Origin of the sequence: Aeromonas sp. 9A (assembly GCF_963900955.1) — a bacterium.
Classification (GTDB): Bacteria; Pseudomonadota; Gammaproteobacteria; order Enterobacterales; family Aeromonadaceae; genus Aeromonas; species Aeromonas salmonicida.
In genome coordinates this window covers 4,674,097-4,695,487 of sequence record NZ_CAWRFG010000001.1, presented here as the reverse complement: position 1 = coordinate 4,695,487, position 21,391 = coordinate 4,674,097, and the positions used below count along the sequence as shown (strand labels likewise).

Genomic DNA, 21,391 nt, shown 5'->3' with positions numbered 1-21,391 from the left:
CACTATCATCCTTTCAACTGCCAGTGTTTCACGTGGAACATCGGGAGGCGCCTCGCTAACCAGCTGCATTGCCTGTGTTATCATCCTCAAGCCTGATTATCTGGAAAAACAATGACCTCTCGACATAACTCCCTCAGACTTTACCAGCCGACCAACAGCACCCCGGATGAACTGACAGAGCAACAACTGGCACTGTTCACCCTGCTCCAACTGCGTGAGCAGGAGTTTGGCTTCAACCCGAATGTGATCGTCCATTACCCGGAAGCCGGCTTTCTCGGCTCGCCGATCGGTTATCTGAATCAGCTGATTGGCGAACAGTTGCAACTGGGCTACTTCATCAATCAGGTGGTTATCCTCACCACCTATCAGGTATTGAGCTCCCCACTCATGCAAGCCGGTTATCAGCATGAAGCGGTTCATATGCCAGCAGGCCCCGACCATACCGCTATCTTCAGATGGCAGTGTGGCACTCACCCGGCTGGCAAGACCCTCTATGTCGAAGTCGTCAATGAGCAGGACCCAAAGATCCGGCCAACGTTTGTGCTGATGTTGCGCGATGAGCATGGCAAGCTGCAGGGTGGCATGTCCGGGTCAATCTGGACTAAAGAAGAGCGTCGTTATGCCTATATTGGCACTGTCGTTGTGCAACCGGGGCAACCCGCGGGAACCGGCACACTGCTGGCCAATACAGTGCTGGAGTACCTGAGCCTGCAAAGGGTTTGCGAAATCAATCTGGGCACCCAGACCGCCGAGCCTTTTTATACCAGGTTAGGATTCAGGGCCATTCACCACATAGTGCCTGCGTTACGTCACCGCACGACAAAGGATGGTACCGAGCTTCCCCATAATCTGGTCATCATGAGCAAACTGCTCTGATCCCGCTGACTGCAGATGTAAAAAAGCCGCTCACAAGGAGCGGCTTTTTGCTGTCTGACTGCGTCGATTAGACGTCGAGGTTGGCTACGCGCAGGGCGTTGGTCTCGATGAAGTCACGACGGGGCTCAACAGCATCACCCATCAGGGTGGAGAAGAGCTGGTCAGCACCGACGGCATCGTCGATGGTGACGCGCAGCATGCGACGGGCTTCCGGATCCATGGTGGTTTCCCACAGCTGATCCGGGTTCATCTCGCCCAGCCCTTTATAGCGCTGGATGTAGATGCCACGCTTGCCTTCGCCCATCAGCCAGTCGACCGCTTCCACGAAGTTGGCGATCGGCTTGACCTTCTCGCCACGCTTGATGAAACCACCGTCCTCGATCAGGTTCGCAATCTCTTTGCCCAGCGAGACCAGTTGACGGTACTCGGAGGACTGCAGGAAGTCGTAGCTGATCGCATATTCACGGTCGACCCCGTGCTGACGCACGACGGCGTGCGGCACGAACAGGCTGCGTTCTTCGTCACGACGCACCTGGATCTGGTACTGAATACCGTGGTTGCTCTCGTTGAGCACGGCTTCCATCCCCTGGCACCAGGCCAGCAGATCGCTTTCGCTGGCCAGCAGGGTTTCGTTCAACTCAGGCTGATAGATCAGCTGGGTCAGCACGGCATCCGGTGCCCGGCGGGACATGCGGGTGATCAGGTGAGACACGGCGCGGTGCTGATTGACCAGACGCTCCAGTGCCTCGCCACCGATAGCCGGCGCAGACTCGTTGACGTGCAGGGTCGCACCATCCAGTGCCATGGCAGTCTGGTACTGCAGCAGCGCATCTTCGTCTTTCAGATACTGCTCCTGTTTGCCCTTCTTGACCTTGTACAACGGTGGCTGGGCTATGTAGATGTAGCCACGCTCGATGATTTCCGGCATCTGACGATAGAAGAAGGTCAGCAGCAGGGTACGGATGTGCGCACCATCGACGTCCGCATCCGTCATGATGATGATGTTGTGGTAACGCAGCTTGTCCGGGTTGTACTCGTCACGACCGATACCACAGCCCAGGGCTGTGATCAGGGTGCCCACCTCTTGCGAGGAGATCATCTTGTCGAAACGGGCCTTCTCTACGTTCAGGATCTTGCCCTTGAGCGGCAGTATGGCCTGGTTCTTCCGGTTGCGACCCTGCTTGGCGGAACCGCCAGCAGAGTCCCCTTCCACTATGTAGAGTTCGGAGAGGGCCGGGTCTTTCTCCTGGCAGTCGGCCAGCTTGCCGGGCAGACCGGCGATATCCAGCGCACCCTTGCGACGAGTCAGCTCGCGGGCCTTGCGGGCCGCTTCACGGGCACGGGCCGCATCGATGATCTTGTTGACCACTATCTTGGCATCGCCCGGGTTTTCCAGCAGGAACTCGCCGAGCTTCTCACCCATCGCCTGTTCAACGGCGGTCTTCACTTCAGAAGAGACCAGTTTGTCCTTGGTCTGGGAGGAGAACTTGGGATCCGGTACCTTGACCGAGATGACCGCAATCAGACCTTCACGCACGTCGTCGCCGCTGGCGGCCGACTTGGCCTTCTTGCTGTAATCCTCTTTGTCCATATAGGTATTGAGGGTACGGGTCAGCGCGGTACGGAAACCCACCAGGTGAGTACCGCCATCCCGCTGCGGGATGTTGTTGGTGAAGCAGTAAACCCCTTCCTGATAGGCATCGTTCCACTGCATGGCGACTTCGACACCGATGCCGTCCTGCTCTGTGGAGAAGTGGAACACCTTGGGATGGATCGGGGTCTTGTTCTGGTTCAGGTATTCAACGAACGCCTTGATACCGCCCTCATAGCAGAAATGCACCTCGCGGCCATCACGCTCGTCCTGCAGACGGATGGAGACACCGGAGTTGAGGAAGGAGAGCTCGCGCAGACGCTTGGCCAGGATCTCGTAGTGATACAAGGTATCGGTAAAGATGGTCGGGCTCGGCCAGAAGCGCACTTCGGTACCCGTGCCGCTGCTGCTGTCGCCAATCTGCTTGAGCGGCGCCACAGGCTCACCCAGGTGATAGGTCTGCTCATAGACATGGCCGTTGCGACGTATGGTCAGCAACAGCTTGTCAGAGAGGGCGTTAACAACTGAGACGCCCACGCCGTGCAGGCCGCCTGACACCTTGTAGGAGTTGTCATCGAATTTACCGCCGGCGTGCAGCACGGTCATGATGACTTCTGCGGCGGAGCGGCCCTCCTCCTCGTGCATGTCTACCGGGATACCCCGGCCATTGTCACGCACGGATACGGAACAGTCGGAATGGATCTTGACCAGAATATCGGAGCAGTAGCCAGCAAGAGCCTCGTCAATGGAGTTATCGACGACCTCAAACACCATGTGGTGCAGACCTGAGCCATCATCCGTATCGCCGATGTACATCCCCGGGCGCTTCCGGACCGCATCCAGGCCCTTCAGTACTTTGATATTCGAGGAGTCGTAAGTATTTTCACTCATAGCTTACTCTCTGCCTTCTCTAACGTTTCGGAGATCTTGCCTTGTTCCACGTGGAACAACTTGCAGTCATTCGCATCCATCATGTCTGCGAGCTGACCGGTGTCGATGGCGGTGATAAACACCTGAGAACCGCACTGCTTCAGCCTTGTGGCCAGCAAACGGCGCTTGTCGACATCCAGTTCAGAGGCAAAATCGTCAATTAAAAAAATACAGCCACGGCTGCTATGTTGATTCAAATAGAGCCCTTGGGCCAGTCGCATGGCACAGACCAACAACTTCAGCTGACCCCTGGACAAAATATCCTGAGCAGGCACACCGTTCGCCTTGAGTCGCACATCGGCCTTCTGTGGGCCTACCCCTGTGTAACCCAGCGTACGATCCCGCTCAAACCCCGCCTCCAGCAAGTCGCCGAGGGGGGTATCTTTCTCCCAGCCCCGATAGAAACCGAGACTGATGTCGAATTCGGGCAGAAAATCTGCCGTCATCTCCTTGATCAGGGGCGTAATGGCCTGACAATAACTGGCGCGAAACTCGGCCAGTTCACCCCCGAGCCGCACCAGCTCCTGATCCCAGAACGCCAACTGGCGATACTGGGTGCTCTGGCGCAACAGCGCATTGCGCTGTTTCAACAGACGCCGCACTCGTCCCCACAAGGAGAAAAAGGTCGGTTCCTGATGGAAAACGCCCCAATCCAGCCAGGCCCGGCGAGCCTGGGGCCCGCCCGTCAGCAGGTTGAAGCCATCGGGATGGATCAACTGCACCGGCAGCAGCTCGGCCAGATCGGCCAGTCGCTGGGCCTGGGCCCCGGCGATCTTGAGCTGGGTCTCGCCACTCTTGTCCTTGGCGAGCCCGATGGGCACCTGACGCCCCTCCAGTTCACATTGGGCAAACAGGGTAAAGGCCCGCTCCCCCTGGCGGATAACCCGCCCGGTCAGGTGAGTACGAAAGGAGCGACCGAGACCAAGATAGTGAATGGCTTCCAGCACGCTGGTCTTGCCGCTGCCATTGCACCCGACCAGGATATTGAGACCGGGGGACAGCTTGAGACTGGCCTGCTGGATATTGCGAAAGTCGCTGAGCTGGAGTTTGACCAGGGACACGACTAGATCCGCATCGGCATCACCACGTACTGAGCATCCTGATGATCAAAATCCTCAATAATGGCACTGCTGATGGAATCGCTCAGGCTAATCCGAATTTGGTCACATTTTAACGTATTCAGCACGTCCAGCACATAAGAGACGTTAAAGCCGATCTCCATCTCGCTGGCTTCGTATTGTACGTCAAGCAGCTCTTCGGCTTCTTCCTGTTCCGGGTTGTTGGCGGTAATGCGCAGCAGGTTTTCCTGCAGATTGAGACGCACCCCACGGAATTTCTCATTGGAGAGGATAGCGGCGCGGGCAAACGCCTGACGCAGATCCTCACGACCGGCGATCAGGGCCTTGTCGCTGTTGCGCGGGATCACCCGACGCCAATCCGGGAAGCGACCATCTACCAGCTTGGAGGTGAAGATAAAGCCGTCCAGCGCAGCGCGCAGGTTGCTGCGACCAATCTGCAGCCGTACCGGCTTGTCTTCCGCTTCCAGCAGGCGCACCAGCTCAAGCACACCTTTACGGGGCAGGATAACCTGATGATCGGGCAGCGATTCTTCCACTACCTCACGACGACAGGTCGCCAGACGGTGACCGTCGGTCGCCACGGTACGCAGGCCGTGGCCCTCGCTCTCGAACAGCATGCCGTTCAGGTAGTAACGCACGTCCTGGCTGGCCATGGAGAACTGGGTGGCATCGATCAGCTTCTTCAGCTCCAGCTGGCCAATGTCGAATTCGAGCACGGATTCCCAATCCTCGATATTCGGATATTCGCTGGCAGGCAGGGTCGACAGGTTGAAACGGGAACGGCCGGAACGAATGATCAGACGCTCGCCTTCGGTATTGAGGCGAATGTCCGCCCCTTCCGGCAGGCCACGGCAGATATCCAGCAGCTTGCGCGCCGGCACAGTGGTGCGGCCATCCTGGCTTTCATTATTGAGATAGACCTGACCTATCATCTCGACTTCCAGGTCAGTCCCGGTCAGCGACAGCAGACCCTGGCTGACATCAAGCAGGACATTGCCGAGGATCGGCAGGGTCGGCCGGCCACCCAGGGCACCGGACACCAGTTGCAGAGGACGTAACAGGGCCTCACGGCTAATTTCGAGCTGCATCTGTGCTCTCCGTTGTTATCAGGACGAAAGGTTTCGGATCAGGTTGGAATATTCGCGCTGCATCTGTCCACTCACCGTCATATCAGGAAGAGAGGGTTCGGATCAGGTTGGAATAGTCCTCCTTGATGTCGTGACTCTCCTCCTTCAGCTGCTCTATCTTGCGGCAGGCATGAAGAACGGTAGTGTGGTCACGGCCACCAAAGGCATCACCTATCTCCGGCAAACTGTGGTTGGTCAGCTCCTTGGCCAGTGCCATCGCCAGCTGACGCGGACGGGCAACGGAGCGTGAGCGGCGCTTGGACAGCAGATCCGCCAGCTTGATCTTGTAATACTCAGCCACCGTCTTCTGGATGTTGTCGATGGTGACCAGCTTCTCCTGCAATGCCAAGAGGTCGCGCAGCGCTTCGCGCACGAAATCGATATTGATGGCACGGCCGGTAAAGTTGGCGTTGGCGATCACCCGGTTGAGGGCGCCTTCCAGTTCACGAACGTTGGATCGCAGACGCTTGGCGATGAAGAAGGCCACTTCGTCCGGCAGGTGGATCTGGTTCTCATCCGCCTTGCGCATCAGGATGGCGACGCGGGTCTCCAGCTCCGGCGGCTCGATCGCTACCGTCAGGCCCCAGCCGAAGCGGGACTTGAGACGATCCTCGACACCGTTGATCTCCTTCGGATAGCGATCCGAGGTCAGGATGATCTGCTGGTTACCTTCAAGCAACGCATTGAAGGTATGGAAGAACTCCTCCTGGGAGCGCTCCTTGTTGGCGAAGAACTGGATGTCATCGATGAGCAGGGCATCGACGCTACGGTAATAACGCTTGAACTCTTCAATGGCGTTATTCTGCAGCGCCTTCACCATATCCTGCACAAACCGCTCGGAGTGCATATAGATGACTTTGGCGTCCTTCTTGCGCTCCTTGATGGCGTTGCCAACGGCATGCAGCAGGTGGGTTTTGCCCAGACCGGTACCGCCATATAGGAACAGAGGATTGTAAGCGCCACCCGGGTTGTCGGCTACCTGACGGGCAGCCGCACGGGCCAACTGGTTGGACTTACCCTCGACGAAGTTCTCGAAGGTATAGTTCACGTTGGTGTTGCTCTTGTGGTTCGGCTCAGGCTTGGCGTCAGCCTTGCTTTCCCAGCTCTTCTGCAAGTTATTCACAGGCGCAGCACCCCGCGCCGGCGCTCTTGCGATCGCAACGGGATGGGGACGATTACCTATATCAAAACGCAGGGTGGGGCCATCGACCCCACAGAGTTCATTGATGATGCCGTTAACCCGGATGAGATACTTGTCTCGTACCCAGTCCAGAACAAAGCGATTCGGTGCATACAGGGTCAGAGTATTGTCACTCAACTCCGCTTGAAGCGGCCGGATCCACATGCTGAATTCTGCCGAGGGCAACTCATCTTGCAGCCGGTTAAGGCACTGCTGCCATAGCGAAGCAGTCACTCTAAACTCCCGTCAATTGATTAACTAAAGACCGGCTATTCTACGTTTTTAGCGGCTGGATCTCTAGCCGCCACCTCGTGGATCCGGCAAATAAGATCCTTGACTTTCAAGGATCCAGCACCGATGAATCCAATTTCATCCCCAAAGTTACCCACAGCCTGATCCCACCCGGACGGCCCCGGGGATCCTGACCTTAACCGGTTATTTTATATAACCAAATATCATTTATTCTTTGGGTTTTATTCCAATAACATCAACGAAAATCCAGTCATTACAACTAAAAATACAGAACAACAGAGAGAGGAATCCCCATGACATCATCCATCAAGCTGGTCTCCGGTGCCGCCATTCTGCTGGCCGCCCTGTCCGGTCAAGCCATCGCCCAGGAAACCATCAAGGTCGGCATGTCCGGCAAATATTTCCCGTTCACCTTCGTCAAGCAGGACAAGCTGCAGGGCTTCGAGGTGGATATGTGGAACCAGATCGGTGAGCGCACCGGCTACAAGGTCGAGTTCGTGACCGCCAGCTTCTCCGGCCTGTTTGGCATGCTGGAAACCGGCCGCGTCGATACCATCTCCAACCAGATCACCATCACCGACGAGCGCAAGGCCAAGTACGCCTTCTCCCAACCCTACGTCTATGACGGTGCCCAGATAGTGGTCCGCAAGGGCAACAGCACCATCCACGGCATCAAGGATCTGGAAGGCAAGACGGTTGCTGTTAACCTGGGTTCCAACTTCGAAGAACTGCTGCGCAAGAACGACCCGAACAAGAAGATCGATATCCGCACCTATGACTCCAGCTTCGAGCAGGATGTCGCCCTGGGTCGCATCGATGCTTTCGTGATGGACCGCGTCTCCACCGCCCAGCTGATCAAGGAATCCAAGCTGCCGCTGCAACAGGCTGGCGCACCGTTCGAGACTATTGAGAACGCCCTGCCCTTCCTGAAGACGCCTGAAAAGCAGGCTCTGCTGAAGAAAGTCGACGACGCCCTGACCGCCATGCGCAAAGATGGTTCCCTGCGTCAAATCTCCGAGAAATGGTTCGCAGCTGACATCACCGACAAATAAATGATGGAATTTGACCTCGAGTACACCCTAGGGCTGTTCCCCATCCTGCTCAAATACCTGGGCACCACGATGGAAATGGCCCTGTGGGGATTCGTCTTGGCACTCGTACTGTCGCTGACCCTGGCGATAGTACGGGTGTTTCGCATCCCCGTGATCCACTGGCTGGCGATGCTCTATATCTCGTTCTTTCGAGGTACGCCACTGCTCGTCCAGCTGTTCCTGCTCTACTACGGACTGCCGCAACTGTTCCCCGTCTTCGTGGGAATGGATGCCTTTACCGCCGCCATCGTCGGCCTGACCCTGCACTTCGCCGCCTACATGGCAGAGTCGATCCGTGCCGCCATCCTGGGTATTCACAAGAGTCAGATGGAAGCGGCGCTCAGTATCGGCATGAGCCGCTATCAGGCTATGCGGCGGATCATATTGCCGCAGGCGGCACGCATAGCGACCCCGTCGCTGATGAACTACTTCATCGACATGATCAAGAGCACCTCGCTGGCGTTCACCCTGGGAGTGGCCGAGATCATGGGCAAGGCGCAGATGGAAGCCTCCTCCTCCTTCAAGTTCTTCGAGAGCTTCATGGCGGTGGCCCTGGTCTACTGGGTGGTGGTCATCATCTTCACCCGCTTGCAGCACCTGCTGGAAGTGCGCCTGAACCGTGCCTATTAAAGGAAGTCTGCGATGATCAAATTAACAGGCCTCTCCAAGGCATTTCACGGCAACAAGGTGCTCAACAGCATAGATCTGGAGGTCAGGAAGGGGGAGATAGTGGTCATTATCGGCCCCTCCGGTACCGGCAAGTCGACGCTACTGCGCTGCCTGAATCTGCTTGAGACACCGGATGCAGGCACCCTTGCCATCGATGATCTGCAGCTGGATCTGGCCAATGCCAGCGAGCAGCAGGCCATAGAGCTGCGCAAGCGCGCCTCCTTCGTGTTCCAGAACTACGCCCTGTTCGCCAACAAGACGGCGCTCGACAACATAGCCGAAGGGCTGATCACCGTCTGGAAGCAGCCAAAGGCAGAGGCCCGCGCCACAGCTCTCGGCATCCTCAAGGACATAGGGCTTGCCGACAAGCAGGATGCCTACCCGGCATCTCTCTCCGGCGGCCAGCAGCAACGGGTCGGCATCGGCCGCGCCATGGCGGCTCACTCCAAGGTCATTCTGTTCGATGAGCCCACCTCGGCCCTCGACCCCGAGTGGGTCGACGAGGTACTTGGCCTGATGAAGGAGCTCGCACGCCAGCACCAGACCATGGTGGTGGTGACCCATGAGATTGAATTTGCTCGTGATGTTGCCGATCGGGTGATCTTCATGGAGGGGGGCCGGATCGTGGAACAGGGCCCGCCGGATCAGATATTGGTCGATCCCAAGGATCCTCGCACCCGGGAGTTCTTGCGAAAAGTACTTAAATAGCTCTCTCTTTGGCGGCCTGGCCGCCTTTTTTATTGGAGGATCCTTGTTTAACCCCAGGTTGCCAGTATAATCCGGAGCCCTTGATCCTCCGGATCCTGTCAGCTTCTCCTGCTTATTGATGAGTCAGGGCAAGATGAGAGGGAACGGCGGATTGACTAAAAGCCGAACTCTGTTTAGAATTCGGCCTCTTTTGCTAGTCGTCACACGCTATAGCTGGCGCGTCGGCTAAGTGTGACAATCAAAACTGTACAGAAATACGGAATCGAATCATGAAACGTACTTTTCAACCGTCCAACCTGAAGCGCAAGCGCTCTCACGGTTTCCGCGCCCGCATGGCAACTGCCAACGGTCGTAAAGTTCTGGCCGCTCGTCGTGCCAAGGGTCGTGCCCGTCTGGTAGTTTAATGCCAACGCCGCACACCTTCTCTCGGGAGTTACGTCTGTTAACTCCCGAACACTTCAAACGCGTTTTCGCCGAGCCTGTCCGGGCCGCTTCTCCGCAAATTACTCTTCTCGCCTGTCCCAATACTCTCGAACATCCCCGTCTTGGCCTCGCTGTGCCCAAAAAAGCACTCAAGCGTGCCGTCTGGCGTAATCGTGTCAAACGAGTGGTCCGGGAAAGCTTCCGTCTCAATCAAGCCAGCCTGCCCGCTATCGACATAGTCGTGATCGCCAAGGGCGGCGTCAAAGAGATGGATAACGAGGAGCTGTTCAAGTTACTGGAAAAGCTATGGCGCACTCTGTCACGCCGTTGCAATGGGTAGCTGTCAAACTGATACGCCTGTATCAGCTAATCATTAGTCCCCTGCTGGGGCCGCGCTGCCGTTTCACGCCAACTTGTTCCCAATTTGCGATAGAAGCCATCCGACTTCACGGTTTCATAAAAGGCGTTTGGTTAGCCAGCAAACGTCTATTAAAATGCCATCCCTTATCCGAGGGTGGTTATGACCCGGTTCCGCAACCAAAGCGAAGAAACTGAAGACTATGGAATCACAACGCAATCTTATCCTGATCGGTTTGCTGTTCGTGAGCTTTCTGCTCTGGCAACAGTGGGAGTCCGACAAGGCTCCGAAGCCGGCCCCGACTACCGTGGCCCAAACCGAACATTTCGTACCTGAAGCCGGTCAGACCGGTGATATTCCTCAGGTTTCCGAGCAAGCCAACGCAAACGCCGCACGCAAGCTGATCACCGTCTCCTCCGACGTGCTCAAGTTGACCCTGGATACCCAGGGCGGTGACATTGTTTCTGCCGAGCTGCTGGCTCACAAACTGGAAGAGGGCAAGGATCAATCCTTCGTCCTGCTGACCAGTCAGCCTGACCGCCTCTATGTCGCCCAAAGCGGCCTGGTGGGTCGCGATGGTCCTGACAGCCAGGCCCAGGGTCGTCCCACCTATGAAGCCGCCCAGACCAGCTACCAGCTGGCCGATGGTCAGGATCAAGTCGTCGTTCCGATGACCTGGACCGACAGCAAGGGTGTGGTCTTCACCAAAGAGTTCGTGCTCAAGCGCGGTGACTATGCAATTGGCGTCGATTACAAGATCGACAACAAATCTGCCGAGCCGGTCCAGGTGCAGTTCTACGGTCAGCTGAAGCAGACCGTGACCACACCCAAGGATCAGGAAGGTCACGCCATGGTAGCCAGTGCTTACCGTGGTGGCGCCTTCTCCAGTGAAGAGAGTCGCTACAAGAAGTACACCTTCGACGAGATGAAGGATGCCGACCTGAACAAGACCACCAAGGGTGGTTGGGTCGCCATGCTGCAACACTACTTCGTCTCTGCCTGGGCACCGAATGCCGACGATACCAACAGCTTCTACAGCCGCGTGATCCCTGGTAAAGACCAGGCCATCATTGGCTACAAGGCGCCGCTGGTAGACGTGGCTGCCGGCCAGCAGGCCGAAGTGACCAGCAAGCTGTGGGTGGGTCCCAAGCTGCAAGACCAGATGGCCAAGGTGGCAAACCACCTCGACCTGACCGTCGACTACGGCTGGCTGTGGTTCATCGCCCAACCGCTGCACTGGTTGCTGACCGTGTTCCAGGGCTTTGTGCATAACTGGGGTGTGGCCATCATAATGCTGACCCTGCTGGTGCGCGGTATCATGTTCCCGCTGACCAAGGCCCAGTACACCTCCATGGCCAAGATGCGCATGCTCCAGCCCAAGCTGGCCGCGCTCAAGGAACGCTTCGGTGACGATCGCCAGAAGATGTCCCAGGGCATGATGGAGCTGTACAAGAAGGAGAAGGTCAACCCGCTGGGTGGCTGTCTGCCTATCCTGGTCCAGATGCCTATCTTCATCGCTCTGTACTGGGCACTGATGGAATCCGTTGAGCTGCGTCACGCACCGTTCGCGCTGTGGATCACCGACCTGTCAGTGAAGGACCCCTTCTTCGTACTGCCAATCCTCATGGGTGCTTCCATGTGGTATCTGCAGAAGATGAGTCCGACCACCATTACCGACCCGATGCAGCAGAAAGTGATGCAGTTCATGCCGATCATCTTCACTTTCATGTTCCTCTGGTTCCCGGCTGGCCTGACCCTGTACTGGTTGGTGAGCAACGTCATCTCCATTACCCAGCAGACCATCATCTATCGTCAGCTGGAGAAGAAAGGGCTGCATACCCGCACCTGATCTTCCCCCTGATGACAAAAGAGGCGGCCTTCGGGCCGCCTTTTTTATTACAATGTCCCCAATTACCGAACATACGAGCCAAGCAAGATGACAACAGATACGATCGTGGCCCAGGCCACCGCGCCCGGCCGTGGCGGCGTTGGCATAGTCCGGGTCTCAGGCCCCGCCGCCGAACAGGTCGCCGAGATAGTGCTCGGCAAGCTTCCCCGGGTCCGTTATGCCGAATATCTGCCGTTCAAGGATGAGCAAGGCCAACCGCAGGATCAGGGCATAGCTTTGCTGTTCAAGGCCCCCAACAGCTTCACCGGCGAAGATGTGCTGGAGCTGCAAGGTCACGGTGGCCCCGTCATCATGGACATGCTGGTGCGCCGTATCCTGCAGATAAAAGGGCTGCGCCCTGCCCGTCCCGGCGAGTTCAGCGAACGCGCCTTCATGAACGACAAACTGGATCTGGCCCAGGCCGAAGCCATCGCCGATCTGATTGAAGCCTCCAGCGAGCAGGCCGCCCGCAGCGCCATGCACTCCCTGCAGGGGCAGTTCTCCAGCAAAATCCAGCAACTGGTGGAGAGCCTGATCCGGCTGCGCATCTATGTGGAAGCCGCCATCGACTTCCCGGACGAGGAGATCGACTTTCTCTCCGACGGCAAGGTGGCAGGCGATCTCTACGCCATCATGGCTGAGCTGGACGGCGTGCGCAGTGAAGCCAAACAGGGCGCCCTGCTGCGGGAAGGGATGAAGGTGGTGATCGCCGGTCGTCCCAACGCAGGCAAATCGAGCCTGCTCAACGCCCTGGCCGGACGCGAGTCAGCCATCGTCACCGAGATTGCCGGCACCACCCGCGACGTGCTGCGCGAGCACATCCACCTGGATGGCATGCCGCTGCACATCATAGATACTGCCGGCCTGCGCGATACCCTGGACAAGGTAGAGCAGATCGGCATCGAGCGTGCCTGGGCCGAGATAGAGCAAGCCGACCGTGTGCTCTTTATGGTGGATGGCACAACGACCGATGCGATCGACCCGCGGGAAATCTGGCCGGAATTTGTTGATCGGTTGCCAAAAAACATCGGCCTCACGGTAGTGCGCAACAAGGCTGACCTGACCGGCGAGGATCTCGCTCCAAGCCAGGAACTAGGCCACGCCGTCTACCGCATCTCAGCCAAGACAGAACTGGGGCTGCCCGCCCTGCGCGAGCACCTGAAAGCCTGCATGGGCTTCCAGGGCAACACCGAGGGGGGCTTCATGGCCCGCCGCCGCCACCTGGATGCGCTGGAGCGCGCCGCCGAGCGGTTGCTGGTGGCCAAAGATCAGCTGGAAATCTATGTCGCCGGTGAACTGGTGGCCGAAGAGCTGCGTCTGGCGCAGGAGTCTCTGTCCGAGATCACCGGCGAGTTCAGCTCCGACGATCTGCTCGGTCGCATCTTCTCCAGCTTCTGCATCGGCAAATAATCTAGCGAGAAGCAGCCAGAGTAACGCAAGCAAACAGGGCGAGAGCTGGCTCTCGCCCTGCAACCGTGTCCATCATGGCAAGGCCGTCAACTCTGGTGCTATCAGACAGTCAACGCATGCGCCAAACCGCGGCCAGGTTCTCCATCCAGAGCAATGTCATTGATCACCCTGTCCAGGGTTTCCTTCCCGGTGTGATGAGGCATGGTGATGATATGTGATATTTTTCCTGATGTGGCCAGACAGTGCTTTTTCCATATATGGTCAGCAGGCTTTGGGAAAACCACAGTGATCGAATTTGGATTGCGCCAGGCATGAATACCTTTGGCGTGAAAACGCTCGATGACATATTGGGCCATATCAAGACAGTGCTGCGTTCGCTGACGCCAGTCTGAAAATGATCGGCTTTTTATTGCCATCCATAGCAGTAGCGGGGTATAGCCATTACGCGAGCCACTGATTGTCTGGTCACATGCCGAGATATAATCTATTTCAACCGAGACATGCTCGACATGCTTGCGTCTGGCCAGGACAATCCCGCAGGGAATGGGAGAACCGATCATTTTATGACCCGATACACTTATCGAGTCGACGCCATCGGCGAAAGAGAAAGGTTGAGGGTTGTCGATGAAAGGCAAGATCATGCCACTCAATGCCGCATCGGCATGCAGGTAATAGTCCCCCCTGGTGATTCCTATTTTTTTCAAGCGTCTTTGAATGGTGGCAATGTTGTCTGTCGCCCCTGTCATCGTCGTCCCTATGTTGGCAAATATAATAGGGTGGCGCTCTCCATCCAGTCGAATCCGATTGATCAGGTCATCATAATCCATCTCGCCATTAGGCTGTGAATCGACCATACATGACTTTACTCTCAACAGTCGGATGATCTTTGCAACCGAATAATGCGTATCTTTTGAGTAATATAATGTTGCCTCAGGAAATAACTCGCGGGCCAGATAGCATCCGAACATATTCCCCTCAGTACCACCGTTGGTCACATAACCCCAACTTTGCTCAAAAGGAATGCAGAACAGGGTTGCAAAGAATTGCATCACCTCTCTTTCAAAATCAAAGGAGTTGAGAAGGTAGTTGCTCTGCTGGCTCCAATCACCACAGTTGTTGATAGAGAAGTTTAGAAAACGGTTCAAAGCGGAGTAGTCAAAGTCAGCCGCCTCTGGATAACCGATATTGAAATATTGATGCTGCACACAATACCGCCAAAACGACTCTATTTTCCCGGCATCTTCTGATGACAAACCCATTATCATACCCATGGCTAGCGCTATGCAGGCATGCCTGCACATTTGGTGGTGTAGTTTGGCAATCCGCATCTTGATTTATCAAGTTGCCGATGATTAATCGTAAGGGATGGCGGTGAAACAACCATTAATAAAATCACGCGGACTCTTGCTGTCAAAACTATAATTTACGGTTATCTTGCAATGGCTTGTCGATTGGCAATCAACTCCCGCCAGCTAGCCAATGTTGGTGATTTTATCAGATCTTCAAAACTGACATGGATGTTGCGTTCTTTAAGTTCAGCAGCAAATCGCATCACTCGCAAAGAGTCTAGCCCATATAAAATAAGGCTCTCTTCCAGATCCAGCTCAGTTTCATTGTCTTCAATAAGTTGCTGTACGCGCTCTTGTAGCCATTCATGGCTAATCATTTCTGGATTGGTCATGTGAAACCAGCCTCATATTGTTGATGTCATTGTAAATAACAGCAGACTCAAATACCCACATCATAACTATGGGCCTAACGCCTCCACACATTGAGCAGGGATATAAGCCTGCCATCTGTCATGACAATTTTTCGCCCAGGATAATAGAGTTGAAAAATACTTGTCCCGCATTTCAGCGCACACCATAAACCATTCCGCAGTAGATCCGTTGCAGACTATCTTGCTTCCCCCCATACAGGTTGACTCAATAAAATAAACTTGTAATGAAAACCATTCTCACCTGTAAATATATAAAGAACCAAATGAATGGCCTTGTCAACATTACGAGCGAGATATGAGAGAACTGACTTCCATGCAGGCGGCTTGCTGGATTGGCCGAGGCAATCACTCATCACTGGGTGAGGTTTCTGCGCATCTTTACGCCGAGTTCGATTGCCATGCCCTCGACTTGCAACGCTTGGGCCGCGCCCTTGAACATGTGTATCGATCACACCCCATGCTGCGACTTCGGATAACCCATGACGGCATGCAGACAGTGGCTGAAATGACTCCATCACAACGCCTTGAGGTTGATGACTTCAAGGCGTTGGGTGATGCAGAACGGGTGGAAGCACTGAGGCGCAAGCGCCAGGAGTGGACACATCAACGCCTTGACCTGGCCCGGGGGCAAGCTGCACGTTTCTCGGTATCAATTCTGGGGGAGGATGCATGCAGGCTGCATATCGATACCGACATGATAGCGGTCGATCCCTCCAGCTTCCGTGTGCTGATGGAAGACCTGGCGCTGTTCTATGAATGCCCGGACTCGCCACGGCAAACCCCTCCAGCCTTCTTCGACTGGTGCGATGCCATCAATCGGGATCCCGTGCAGCAAGCAGCCAGAATGGCTGACAGATCCTGGTGGCGCAGCAGGCTGTCTCAGATAGCGCCAGCCCCCTCACTGCCAGCGCCAGCACATGTTGCTTCATCCCCCGATAGCCACCGCCTCAGTGCATGGCTCTCCCCCGATGAGCGTCAAACCCTGATCCAGTTGGCCCGACACAGACGAATGACGCCTTCCAGCCTGATGTTGGGGCTGTTTGCGCATCAGCTCGGCATGGCCACGGGCGACAAGAGATTTCGTCTCAATCTGCCCTTCTTCTGGCGCCAACCCGTGATTGAGGGGACAGAACAAATCGTCGGGGAGTTCGCCAATCTGACCATCCTTGATGTCGACATGACCTCTGCCAATACCCTCGCAGGGCTCTGCCATCAACTGGCAAGCCAGATGGCCGAACGACTCAGTCACGGCAGCTACTCAGGTGTCAGCCTGATGCGCGATCTCTCCCGCCACCATGGTGCAGCCCAGCTAGCCCCTGTGGTGTTCACGGCAGCGCTGGATCTGGATGGCGGCGAGCTGTTTTCCGAACGGGTTCACCGTGTGTTTGGCTCCATGAACTGGGTCATCTCCCAGGGACCTCAGGTCGCACTGGATGCGCAAGTTGTCCGTATTGATGGCGGTATATTGATCAACTGGGACATTCGCCTGGATGCACTGCCGCAAGCCTGGATCACCCGGTTGTTCAACGATTTCGTCACTCAGGTTCGCACAGTGGCCACCAATCCAGCCACCCTTGACCTAGCGCTGACACCACAAAAGCCTCTGATGGAAACACCTCTGACACCATTGCAGCAAGCCTATCTGCTGGGTCGCACCACCCAGTTCCCACTCGGGGGAGTCGCCATGCAGGAGTTTCGCGAATACCACGGGCGACTGGATCCGGCCACGCTGCGGCAGCGACTGCACGCCATGGTCAAACGCCACGAGAGTTTGCGCACCCTTGTCGATCCCGAGAGAGTAATCCAGTACGTCAGTGACGAGGAGAGGATAAACCTTGAGGAGATCGACCTGCGCCACCTCTCTGCCAGCACGGCGCAAGAACGGCTCAAGCTGCATCGCAACCACTATACCCACGCACTCCTCAGCCTCGATCATGCCCCCTGGAACTTGACCCTGTTCCATTTGCCGGATGACCAGCATGTTGTTTTCGCTCGCTTCGATGCGCTCATCCTCGACGGGCGCTCGATCGCGGCACTGATGCTGGAGTTGTTCGAGGGTCATCAGCCCGACATGCCCTCCATCACGGCGGCACAGGACGCCCCCGTGAGCCCTGAGCTGCGCAAGGCTGATGCCCAGTATTGGACGCATAAACTCGCCGGGCTGGACGGGGCCCCCCGGCTGCCATGGAAGCAGCCACTGGATCAGATCCCTACCGCCCGTTACGAGCGACAGAGCCTAATCATCCCCCCTGACCTCTTCACCCAGCTTTGCAAACTGGGCTCCCGACAGCACTTTTTCAAAAACACCACCATCATGGCCCTGATCCTGGATGTGCTGTCCCGCTGGCTCGACGAGGGGGATCTATGTGTCGCCATTCCGGTCGCCCCCCTGCCCTCAGGCCCGCTTGCCAACCGATCCAGCTTCATTGCCGTCGAGTGGTGTGGTGCCAGGGACACCTTGGTAAACAGGGCAAACCAGCTGCAAAACGACGTGATGGAAGGGTTGCAGCATCTGGCCTTCTCCGGGGTGGATATTGCCCGTCAGCTGTTTGAAACCCGGGGTACAGGCCCGGCGCTACCCATTGTCATCACCAATGGACTCTCCTGGCCAACAGCCACCGGCAGCAGCACCATGACCCTGTGTGCCGGGCTGACTCAGACCCCGCAGGTGGCGATGGACATTCGCTTTTCGAGCCGCGCGGATGGCGCCCTGATACTGGATATCGACTATGCCCGTGAGGCAATAGAGAGCGATCTGGTGTGCGACATCCTCACGGCGCTGGACAAGGCAAGCCGCCATATCGTCACCTCCGGCCTGTTTGATATTGATGCCAGCGCCATCATTGATACGGGCCACTATCGCCATAACAGTGACGAGACAGCGGCAGACACGGACCCCTTCCTCGAGCGTATAGCGACGCACCTTTTCGATGCCGGCAATGACAAGATTGCCCTGATACAGGGGGATCGCCGCATCAGCTATCGCACTCTCGGCGACAGCGTCTGGCGGATCATGGGGGCGTTCGAAAGAGCGGGGATCACGGCAGGCAAGGTCGTCGCCATCTGTCTGCACCGCAGCCCGGAGCACACCATGGCTACCCTGGCCTGCGCCCTGAGCGGCGTGGTCTGGGTACCGATAGACAGCTGCTCCCCCACCGAGAGGCTGCACTACTTGCTGGAGAACTGTCGACCTGACCTGATCATCTGTGCAGACGGGCTCGAGTCTGACTACCCCACTGTCACACCAGCGGCGCTGCTGGCGTCTCCCCACGATAATCTCTGCGGCACCCCCTGGGTCTGGCGCTCCCAACACCTGGCGCCGGCCTACTACCTCTACACCTCGGGGACGACCGGCAAGCCCAAATGCGTGGTGCTCAACAACAGGGCCACGGCCAATGTTATCGGCAGCACGCTCAAGGCATGGCAAGTCACCCCTGACGATGTATTCATCTCGGTCACACCACTGCACCACGACATGTCGGTCTTCGATGTGTTCGGTTGTCTGAGCGCTGGCGCCACCCTGGTACAACCGGAAACGGGGGCGGAAAAAGATGCGGTGCACTGGAATCAGCTGGTGGAGCAGCATGGCGTCACCCTCTGGTGCTCTGTGCCGGCCATGCTCGAGATGTTGCTCTCCTGCTGTCAGGCAACGGGGCTGACGAGCCTGCGGCTGATCGCGCAAGGGGGGGATTACATCAAACCCGGCATCATAGCCGAACTTCGCAAGCAGCTGCCGTCGGCCCGCCTGGCATCACTGGGCGGACCGACCGAAACCACCATCTGGAGTATCTGGCACCAGATCGGCGTCAGGGTTCAGGACAAGATACCGTACGGTACGCCCTTGCCGGGCAACGGCTACTGGTTGCTCAATGAAAGAGGGGAACACTGCCCGACCGGGGTTGCCGGTCGCATCCATACCACAGGGGTGAACCTGGCACTCGGCTATCTGGAAGATGGCGAGCTGACACAGCAGGACTTTGTCACCCTTGCGTCAGGCTCCGGTGAGGAGACAAGGGCGTTTCGTACCGGCGATCGGGGCCGTTATCGGGCTGACGGCACCCTGATGTTCGACAGCCGCGTGAACGGCTACATCAAGGTGCGTGGCGTGCGCGTCTCATTGCCTGATATCGAAATCGAGCTCATCAAGCACCCGGCCATTGCCCATGTACTGGTGGTGGACTACGGCGCCGAGCAGCAGGGGGAACTCTGTATCGGGGCCCTGTATGTGGGCAAGCATGGGGAAACAGTTTCCATCACCTCGTTACGCGAGCATGCAAAGCAACACCTGCCAGCCTCCCATGTGCCGACGCGCTTTATCCAGGTCGACAGCCTGCCGCTGACACAAAATGGCAAGCCGGATCGGCGCGCAGCACGCAGCAGGTTGACCTCATCAGACAAGGGGGGATCGGCACCACAAGCCACAGCGGATGCTGGTGCGACGGATGGCGGCGCCGTGCTCGATATCTATCTGGAGGTGCTGGGACAGGTCCGGAATGAAGGGATGAGCAGTCAGCTCGACTTCACCAGCCTGGGGCTGCGTCCCCAACACCTCAAGGTCATCTCGGCACGCCTGGGTGAGCACTTCTCCAGAACCCTGTCACCTGGACAACTGCTGCACTGCCGCAATGCAGCGGATGTTGAAGTCCTGCTCAGGTCCCCCGGTTCCTGACCTATCAAGCCTCGGGGAGAGCGCACACCCCGGGGTTCATTGTCATTCCCTCGGAGTTTTTTATGGATATCACAAGCGTTGACCTGACCGGTATTGGCATCGGGCCCTTCAATCTCGGGCTGGCAGCCCTGCTATCCCGTCACAATGAGGTGACGGGGGTATTTCTCGAGCGCAAACCCGCGTTTCGCTGGCATGAGGGATTGCTGCTGCCGGGCACCACACTGCAAGTGCCCTTCCTGGCCGATCTGGTGACACTGGCCGACCCGACCCACCCCCTGAGTTATCTCAACTACCTGCACCAGCAGGATCGGCTTTACCCCTTCTATTACTACGATCACTTCCTGATCCCGAGACGGGAATATGACCACTACTGCCGCTGGGCCGCGCAGCAGCTAACGAGCTGTCACTTTGGAGAAGAGGTCATCGATGTCCGCTATGACGACACCAGGGAGAGGTTTCTCATCGACAGCACATCCGCAACCGGAGCCTTGCAGCGCTACAGCAGCCGCGATCTGGTGATCGGCATAGGCACCACCCCCTGGTTGCCCGACTGGGCTCGGGAATGCCAACATCCTCTGGTCATGCATTCAGCCCGGTTCATGCATGCCAGGGAGCAGCTTTCGCAATGCAAGCGGGTGACCGTCATTGGCTCGGGACAGAGTGCCGCCGAATGCGTATTGGCGCTCTTTAGCGCCTTGACCCCGGAACAGGTCCGGGCCGGTGCCTCCATTCAGTGGATCACCCGGGCGGCCGGTTTTCACCCCATGGAATATTCGAAGCTGGGACAGGAGTGCTTCACCCCCGCCTACATGCACTACTTCCACACTCTGCCCAGAGAGCGGCGCAGGGAGATAGTGGCGGAGCAAGGGTTGCTCTACAAAGGCATCAGCTTCTCGACCATTGGCGAGATTTTTGATCTGCTCTATGAGAGATCCATCGGTGGAGAGACGCCAGGCCTGGTGCTCTACTCACATTGCACCATCGAAGGAGTGGAAGCACTGGAAGGCCAGGGAGCCCTGCGCATGAGCTGCCATCACACCCAGCTGGATCAGCACTGCACACTGGAGACCGACGCCATCGTCGCCGCAACCGGTTATGCCCATGCGTGGCCTGCATGGTTTGAACGGCTCAAAGGCACAGTCCTGGCCATTGATGAGCAGGGGGATTGCATAGTCCAGCCAGATTTCACGGCCCGTCGTTGCGACAGAGGACAGGGGCGGATCTTTGTTCAGAATGCCGAAATATTTCAGCATGGGGTGGGCTCACCGGATCTGGGCATAGGCCCCAACCGCAATGCACATATCCTCAATCAGTTGCTTGGTCGGGAGCAGTATCGCCTGCCCCGAACCTCCACCTTCCAGCACTACGGGCTGCCAACCTCCTAGCCCTGTGTTCTGCCCCCTGTCGGCTGACAGGGGGC

The 21,391-nt window shown here is 57.1% G+C and carries 17 protein-coding genes; 11 read left to right on the top strand and 6 right to left on the bottom strand.

Features of this window, described 5'->3' with window-relative positions; genetic code table 11:
- Positions 1–111: 111 nt before the first annotated feature.
- On the top strand, positions 112–876 hold the full coding sequence (locus AACX78_RS21695; RefSeq protein WP_159167398.1) for a GNAT family N-acetyltransferase: 765 nt from the start codon (positions 112–114) through the stop codon (positions 874–876).
- A 67-nt stretch (positions 877–943) separates the two neighbouring features.
- Here the strand turns inward: AACX78_RS21695 and gyrB are convergent, their stop codons facing one another.
- From gyrB to dnaA, 4 genes are all read right to left on the bottom strand, one after another.
- Entirely contained in the window at positions 944–3,358 is a 2,415-nt protein-coding gene (gene gyrB, locus AACX78_RS21690; protein WP_159167397.1) for a DNA topoisomerase (ATP-hydrolyzing) subunit B, read from the bottom strand.
- Positions 3,355–4,458 (bottom strand): DNA replication/repair protein RecF, encoded by a 1,104-nt coding sequence (gene recF, locus AACX78_RS21685; RefSeq protein WP_011898202.1) that lies wholly within the window; start codon positions 4,456–4,458, stop codon positions 3,355–3,357. Before recF ends, gyrB begins: the two co-directional genes overlap by 4 nt.
- Positions 4,459–4,460: 2 nt before the next feature.
- A complete protein-coding gene (dnaN, locus tag AACX78_RS21680) occupies positions 4,461–5,564 on the bottom strand; it encodes a DNA polymerase III subunit beta (RefSeq protein ID WP_005319542.1) in 1,104 nt (367 codons plus the stop codon).
- A gap of 82 nt (positions 5,565–5,646) precedes the next feature.
- A complete protein-coding gene (gene dnaA, locus AACX78_RS21675) occupies positions 5,647–7,017 on the bottom strand; it encodes a chromosomal replication initiator protein DnaA (protein ID WP_005319544.1) in 1,371 nt (456 codons plus the stop codon).
- Between the two features lie 311 nt (positions 7,018–7,328).
- Here dnaA and AACX78_RS21670 point away from each other — a divergent pair, with 311 nt between their 5' ends.
- The 8 genes from AACX78_RS21670 (at position 7,329) to mnmE (ending at position 13,582) form a co-directional block, all read left to right on the top strand.
- Positions 7,329–8,087: an amino acid ABC transporter substrate-binding protein gene (locus tag AACX78_RS21670; RefSeq protein ID WP_159167396.1), complete on the top strand. Its 759-nt coding sequence runs from the start codon at positions 7,329–7,331 to the stop codon at positions 8,085–8,087.
- Positions 8,088–8,756, top strand: coding sequence for an amino acid ABC transporter permease (locus tag AACX78_RS21665; protein WP_087756815.1), 669 nt, complete (start codon positions 8,088–8,090; stop codon positions 8,754–8,756). It abuts the gene before it with no gap.
- A 12-nt stretch (positions 8,757–8,768) separates the two neighbouring features.
- Positions 8,769–9,503, top strand: coding sequence for an amino acid ABC transporter ATP-binding protein (locus tag AACX78_RS21660; RefSeq protein ID WP_005319551.1), 735 nt, complete (start codon positions 8,769–8,771; stop codon positions 9,501–9,503).
- Positions 9,504–9,772: 269 nt separating this feature from the next.
- Entirely contained in the window at positions 9,773–9,907 is a 135-nt protein-coding gene (gene rpmH / locus AACX78_RS21655) for a 50S ribosomal protein L34 (RefSeq protein WP_005307156.1), read from the top strand.
- Positions 9,907–10,266, top strand: a complete 360-nt coding sequence (gene rnpA, locus AACX78_RS21650; RefSeq protein WP_005319554.1) for a ribonuclease P protein component — start codon at positions 9,907–9,909, stop codon at positions 10,264–10,266. Before rpmH ends, rnpA begins: the two co-directional genes overlap by 1 nt.
- Positions 10,233–10,481, top strand: a complete 249-nt coding sequence (yidD, locus tag AACX78_RS21645; RefSeq protein WP_010635605.1) for a membrane protein insertion efficiency factor YidD — start codon at positions 10,233–10,235, stop codon at positions 10,479–10,481. The genes rnpA and yidD overlap by 34 nt, the downstream gene beginning before the upstream one ends.
- Positions 10,482–10,486: 5 nt before the next feature.
- A complete protein-coding gene (gene yidC, locus AACX78_RS21640) occupies positions 10,487–12,133 on the top strand; it encodes a membrane protein insertase YidC (protein WP_017411499.1) in 1,647 nt (548 codons plus the stop codon).
- A gap of 87 nt (positions 12,134–12,220) precedes the next feature.
- Complete coding sequence (gene mnmE / locus AACX78_RS21635) at positions 12,221–13,582, top strand: tRNA uridine-5-carboxymethylaminomethyl(34) synthesis GTPase MnmE (RefSeq protein ID WP_159167395.1); 1,362 nt, start codon at positions 12,221–12,223, stop codon at positions 13,580–13,582.
- Positions 13,583–13,683: 101 nt separating this feature from the next.
- Here the strand turns inward: mnmE and AACX78_RS21630 are convergent, their stop codons facing one another.
- A complete protein-coding gene (locus tag AACX78_RS21630) occupies positions 13,684–14,853 on the bottom strand; it encodes a histidine decarboxylase (RefSeq protein ID WP_276529318.1) in 1,170 nt (389 codons plus the stop codon).
- 158 nt (positions 14,854–15,011) lie between these two features.
- Positions 15,012–15,263 (bottom strand): phosphopantetheine-binding protein, encoded by a 252-nt coding sequence (locus tag AACX78_RS21625; RefSeq protein WP_159167394.1) that lies wholly within the window; start codon positions 15,261–15,263, stop codon positions 15,012–15,014.
- A gap of 334 nt (positions 15,264–15,597) precedes the next feature.
- Here AACX78_RS21625 and AACX78_RS21620 point away from each other — a divergent pair, with 334 nt between their 5' ends.
- Complete coding sequence (locus tag AACX78_RS21620; RefSeq protein ID WP_159167393.1) at positions 15,598–19,971, top strand: amino acid adenylation domain-containing protein; 4,374 nt, start codon at positions 15,598–15,600, stop codon at positions 19,969–19,971.
- A 62-nt stretch (positions 19,972–20,033) separates the two neighbouring features.
- Complete coding sequence (basC, locus tag AACX78_RS21615; protein ID WP_159167392.1) at positions 20,034–21,356, top strand: putative histamine N-monooxygenase; 1,323 nt, start codon at positions 20,034–20,036, stop codon at positions 21,354–21,356.
- The last annotated feature ends 35 nt before the right edge of the window (positions 21,357–21,391 follow it).

Bases quoted from the DNA above. Each gene is read 5' to 3' on its own strand.
- dnaN (WP_005319542.1), bottom strand. From the start codon at position 5,564: ATGCAGCTCGAAATTAGCCGTGAGGCCCTGTTACGTCCTCTGCAACTG.
- AACX78_RS21665 (WP_087756815.1), top strand. From the start codon at position 8,088: ATGATGGAATTTGACCTCGAGTACACCCTAGGGCTGTTCCCCATCCTG.
- yidD (WP_010635605.1), top strand. From the start codon at position 10,233: ATGGCGCACTCTGTCACGCCGTTGCAATGGGTAGCTGTCAAACTGATA.
- AACX78_RS21630 (WP_276529318.1), bottom strand. From the start codon at position 14,853: ATGGGTATGATAATGGGTTTGTCATCAGAAGATGCCGGGAAAATAGAG.
- gyrB (WP_159167397.1), bottom strand. From the start codon at position 3,358: ATGAGTGAAAATACTTACGACTCCTCGAATATCAAAGTACTGAAGGGC.
- AACX78_RS21625 (WP_159167394.1), bottom strand. From the start codon at position 15,263: ATGACCAATCCAGAAATGATTAGCCATGAATGGCTACAAGAGCGCGTA.
- AACX78_RS21695 (WP_159167398.1), top strand. From the start codon at position 112: ATGACCTCTCGACATAACTCCCTCAGACTTTACCAGCCGACCAACAGC.
- yidC (WP_017411499.1), top strand. From the start codon at position 10,487: ATGGAATCACAACGCAATCTTATCCTGATCGGTTTGCTGTTCGTGAGC.
- AACX78_RS21670 (WP_159167396.1), top strand. From the start codon at position 7,329: ATGACATCATCCATCAAGCTGGTCTCCGGTGCCGCCATTCTGCTGGCC.
- basC (WP_159167392.1), top strand. From the start codon at position 20,034: ATGGATATCACAAGCGTTGACCTGACCGGTATTGGCATCGGGCCCTTC.
- mnmE (WP_159167395.1), top strand. From the start codon at position 12,221: ATGACAACAGATACGATCGTGGCCCAGGCCACCGCGCCCGGCCGTGGC.
- rpmH (WP_005307156.1), top strand. From the start codon at position 9,773: ATGAAACGTACTTTTCAACCGTCCAACCTGAAGCGCAAGCGCTCTCAC.
- AACX78_RS21620 (WP_159167393.1), top strand. From the start codon at position 15,598: ATGAGAGAACTGACTTCCATGCAGGCGGCTTGCTGGATTGGCCGAGGC.
- rnpA (WP_005319554.1), top strand. From the start codon at position 9,907: ATGCCAACGCCGCACACCTTCTCTCGGGAGTTACGTCTGTTAACTCCC.
- AACX78_RS21660 (WP_005319551.1), top strand. From the start codon at position 8,769: ATGATCAAATTAACAGGCCTCTCCAAGGCATTTCACGGCAACAAGGTG.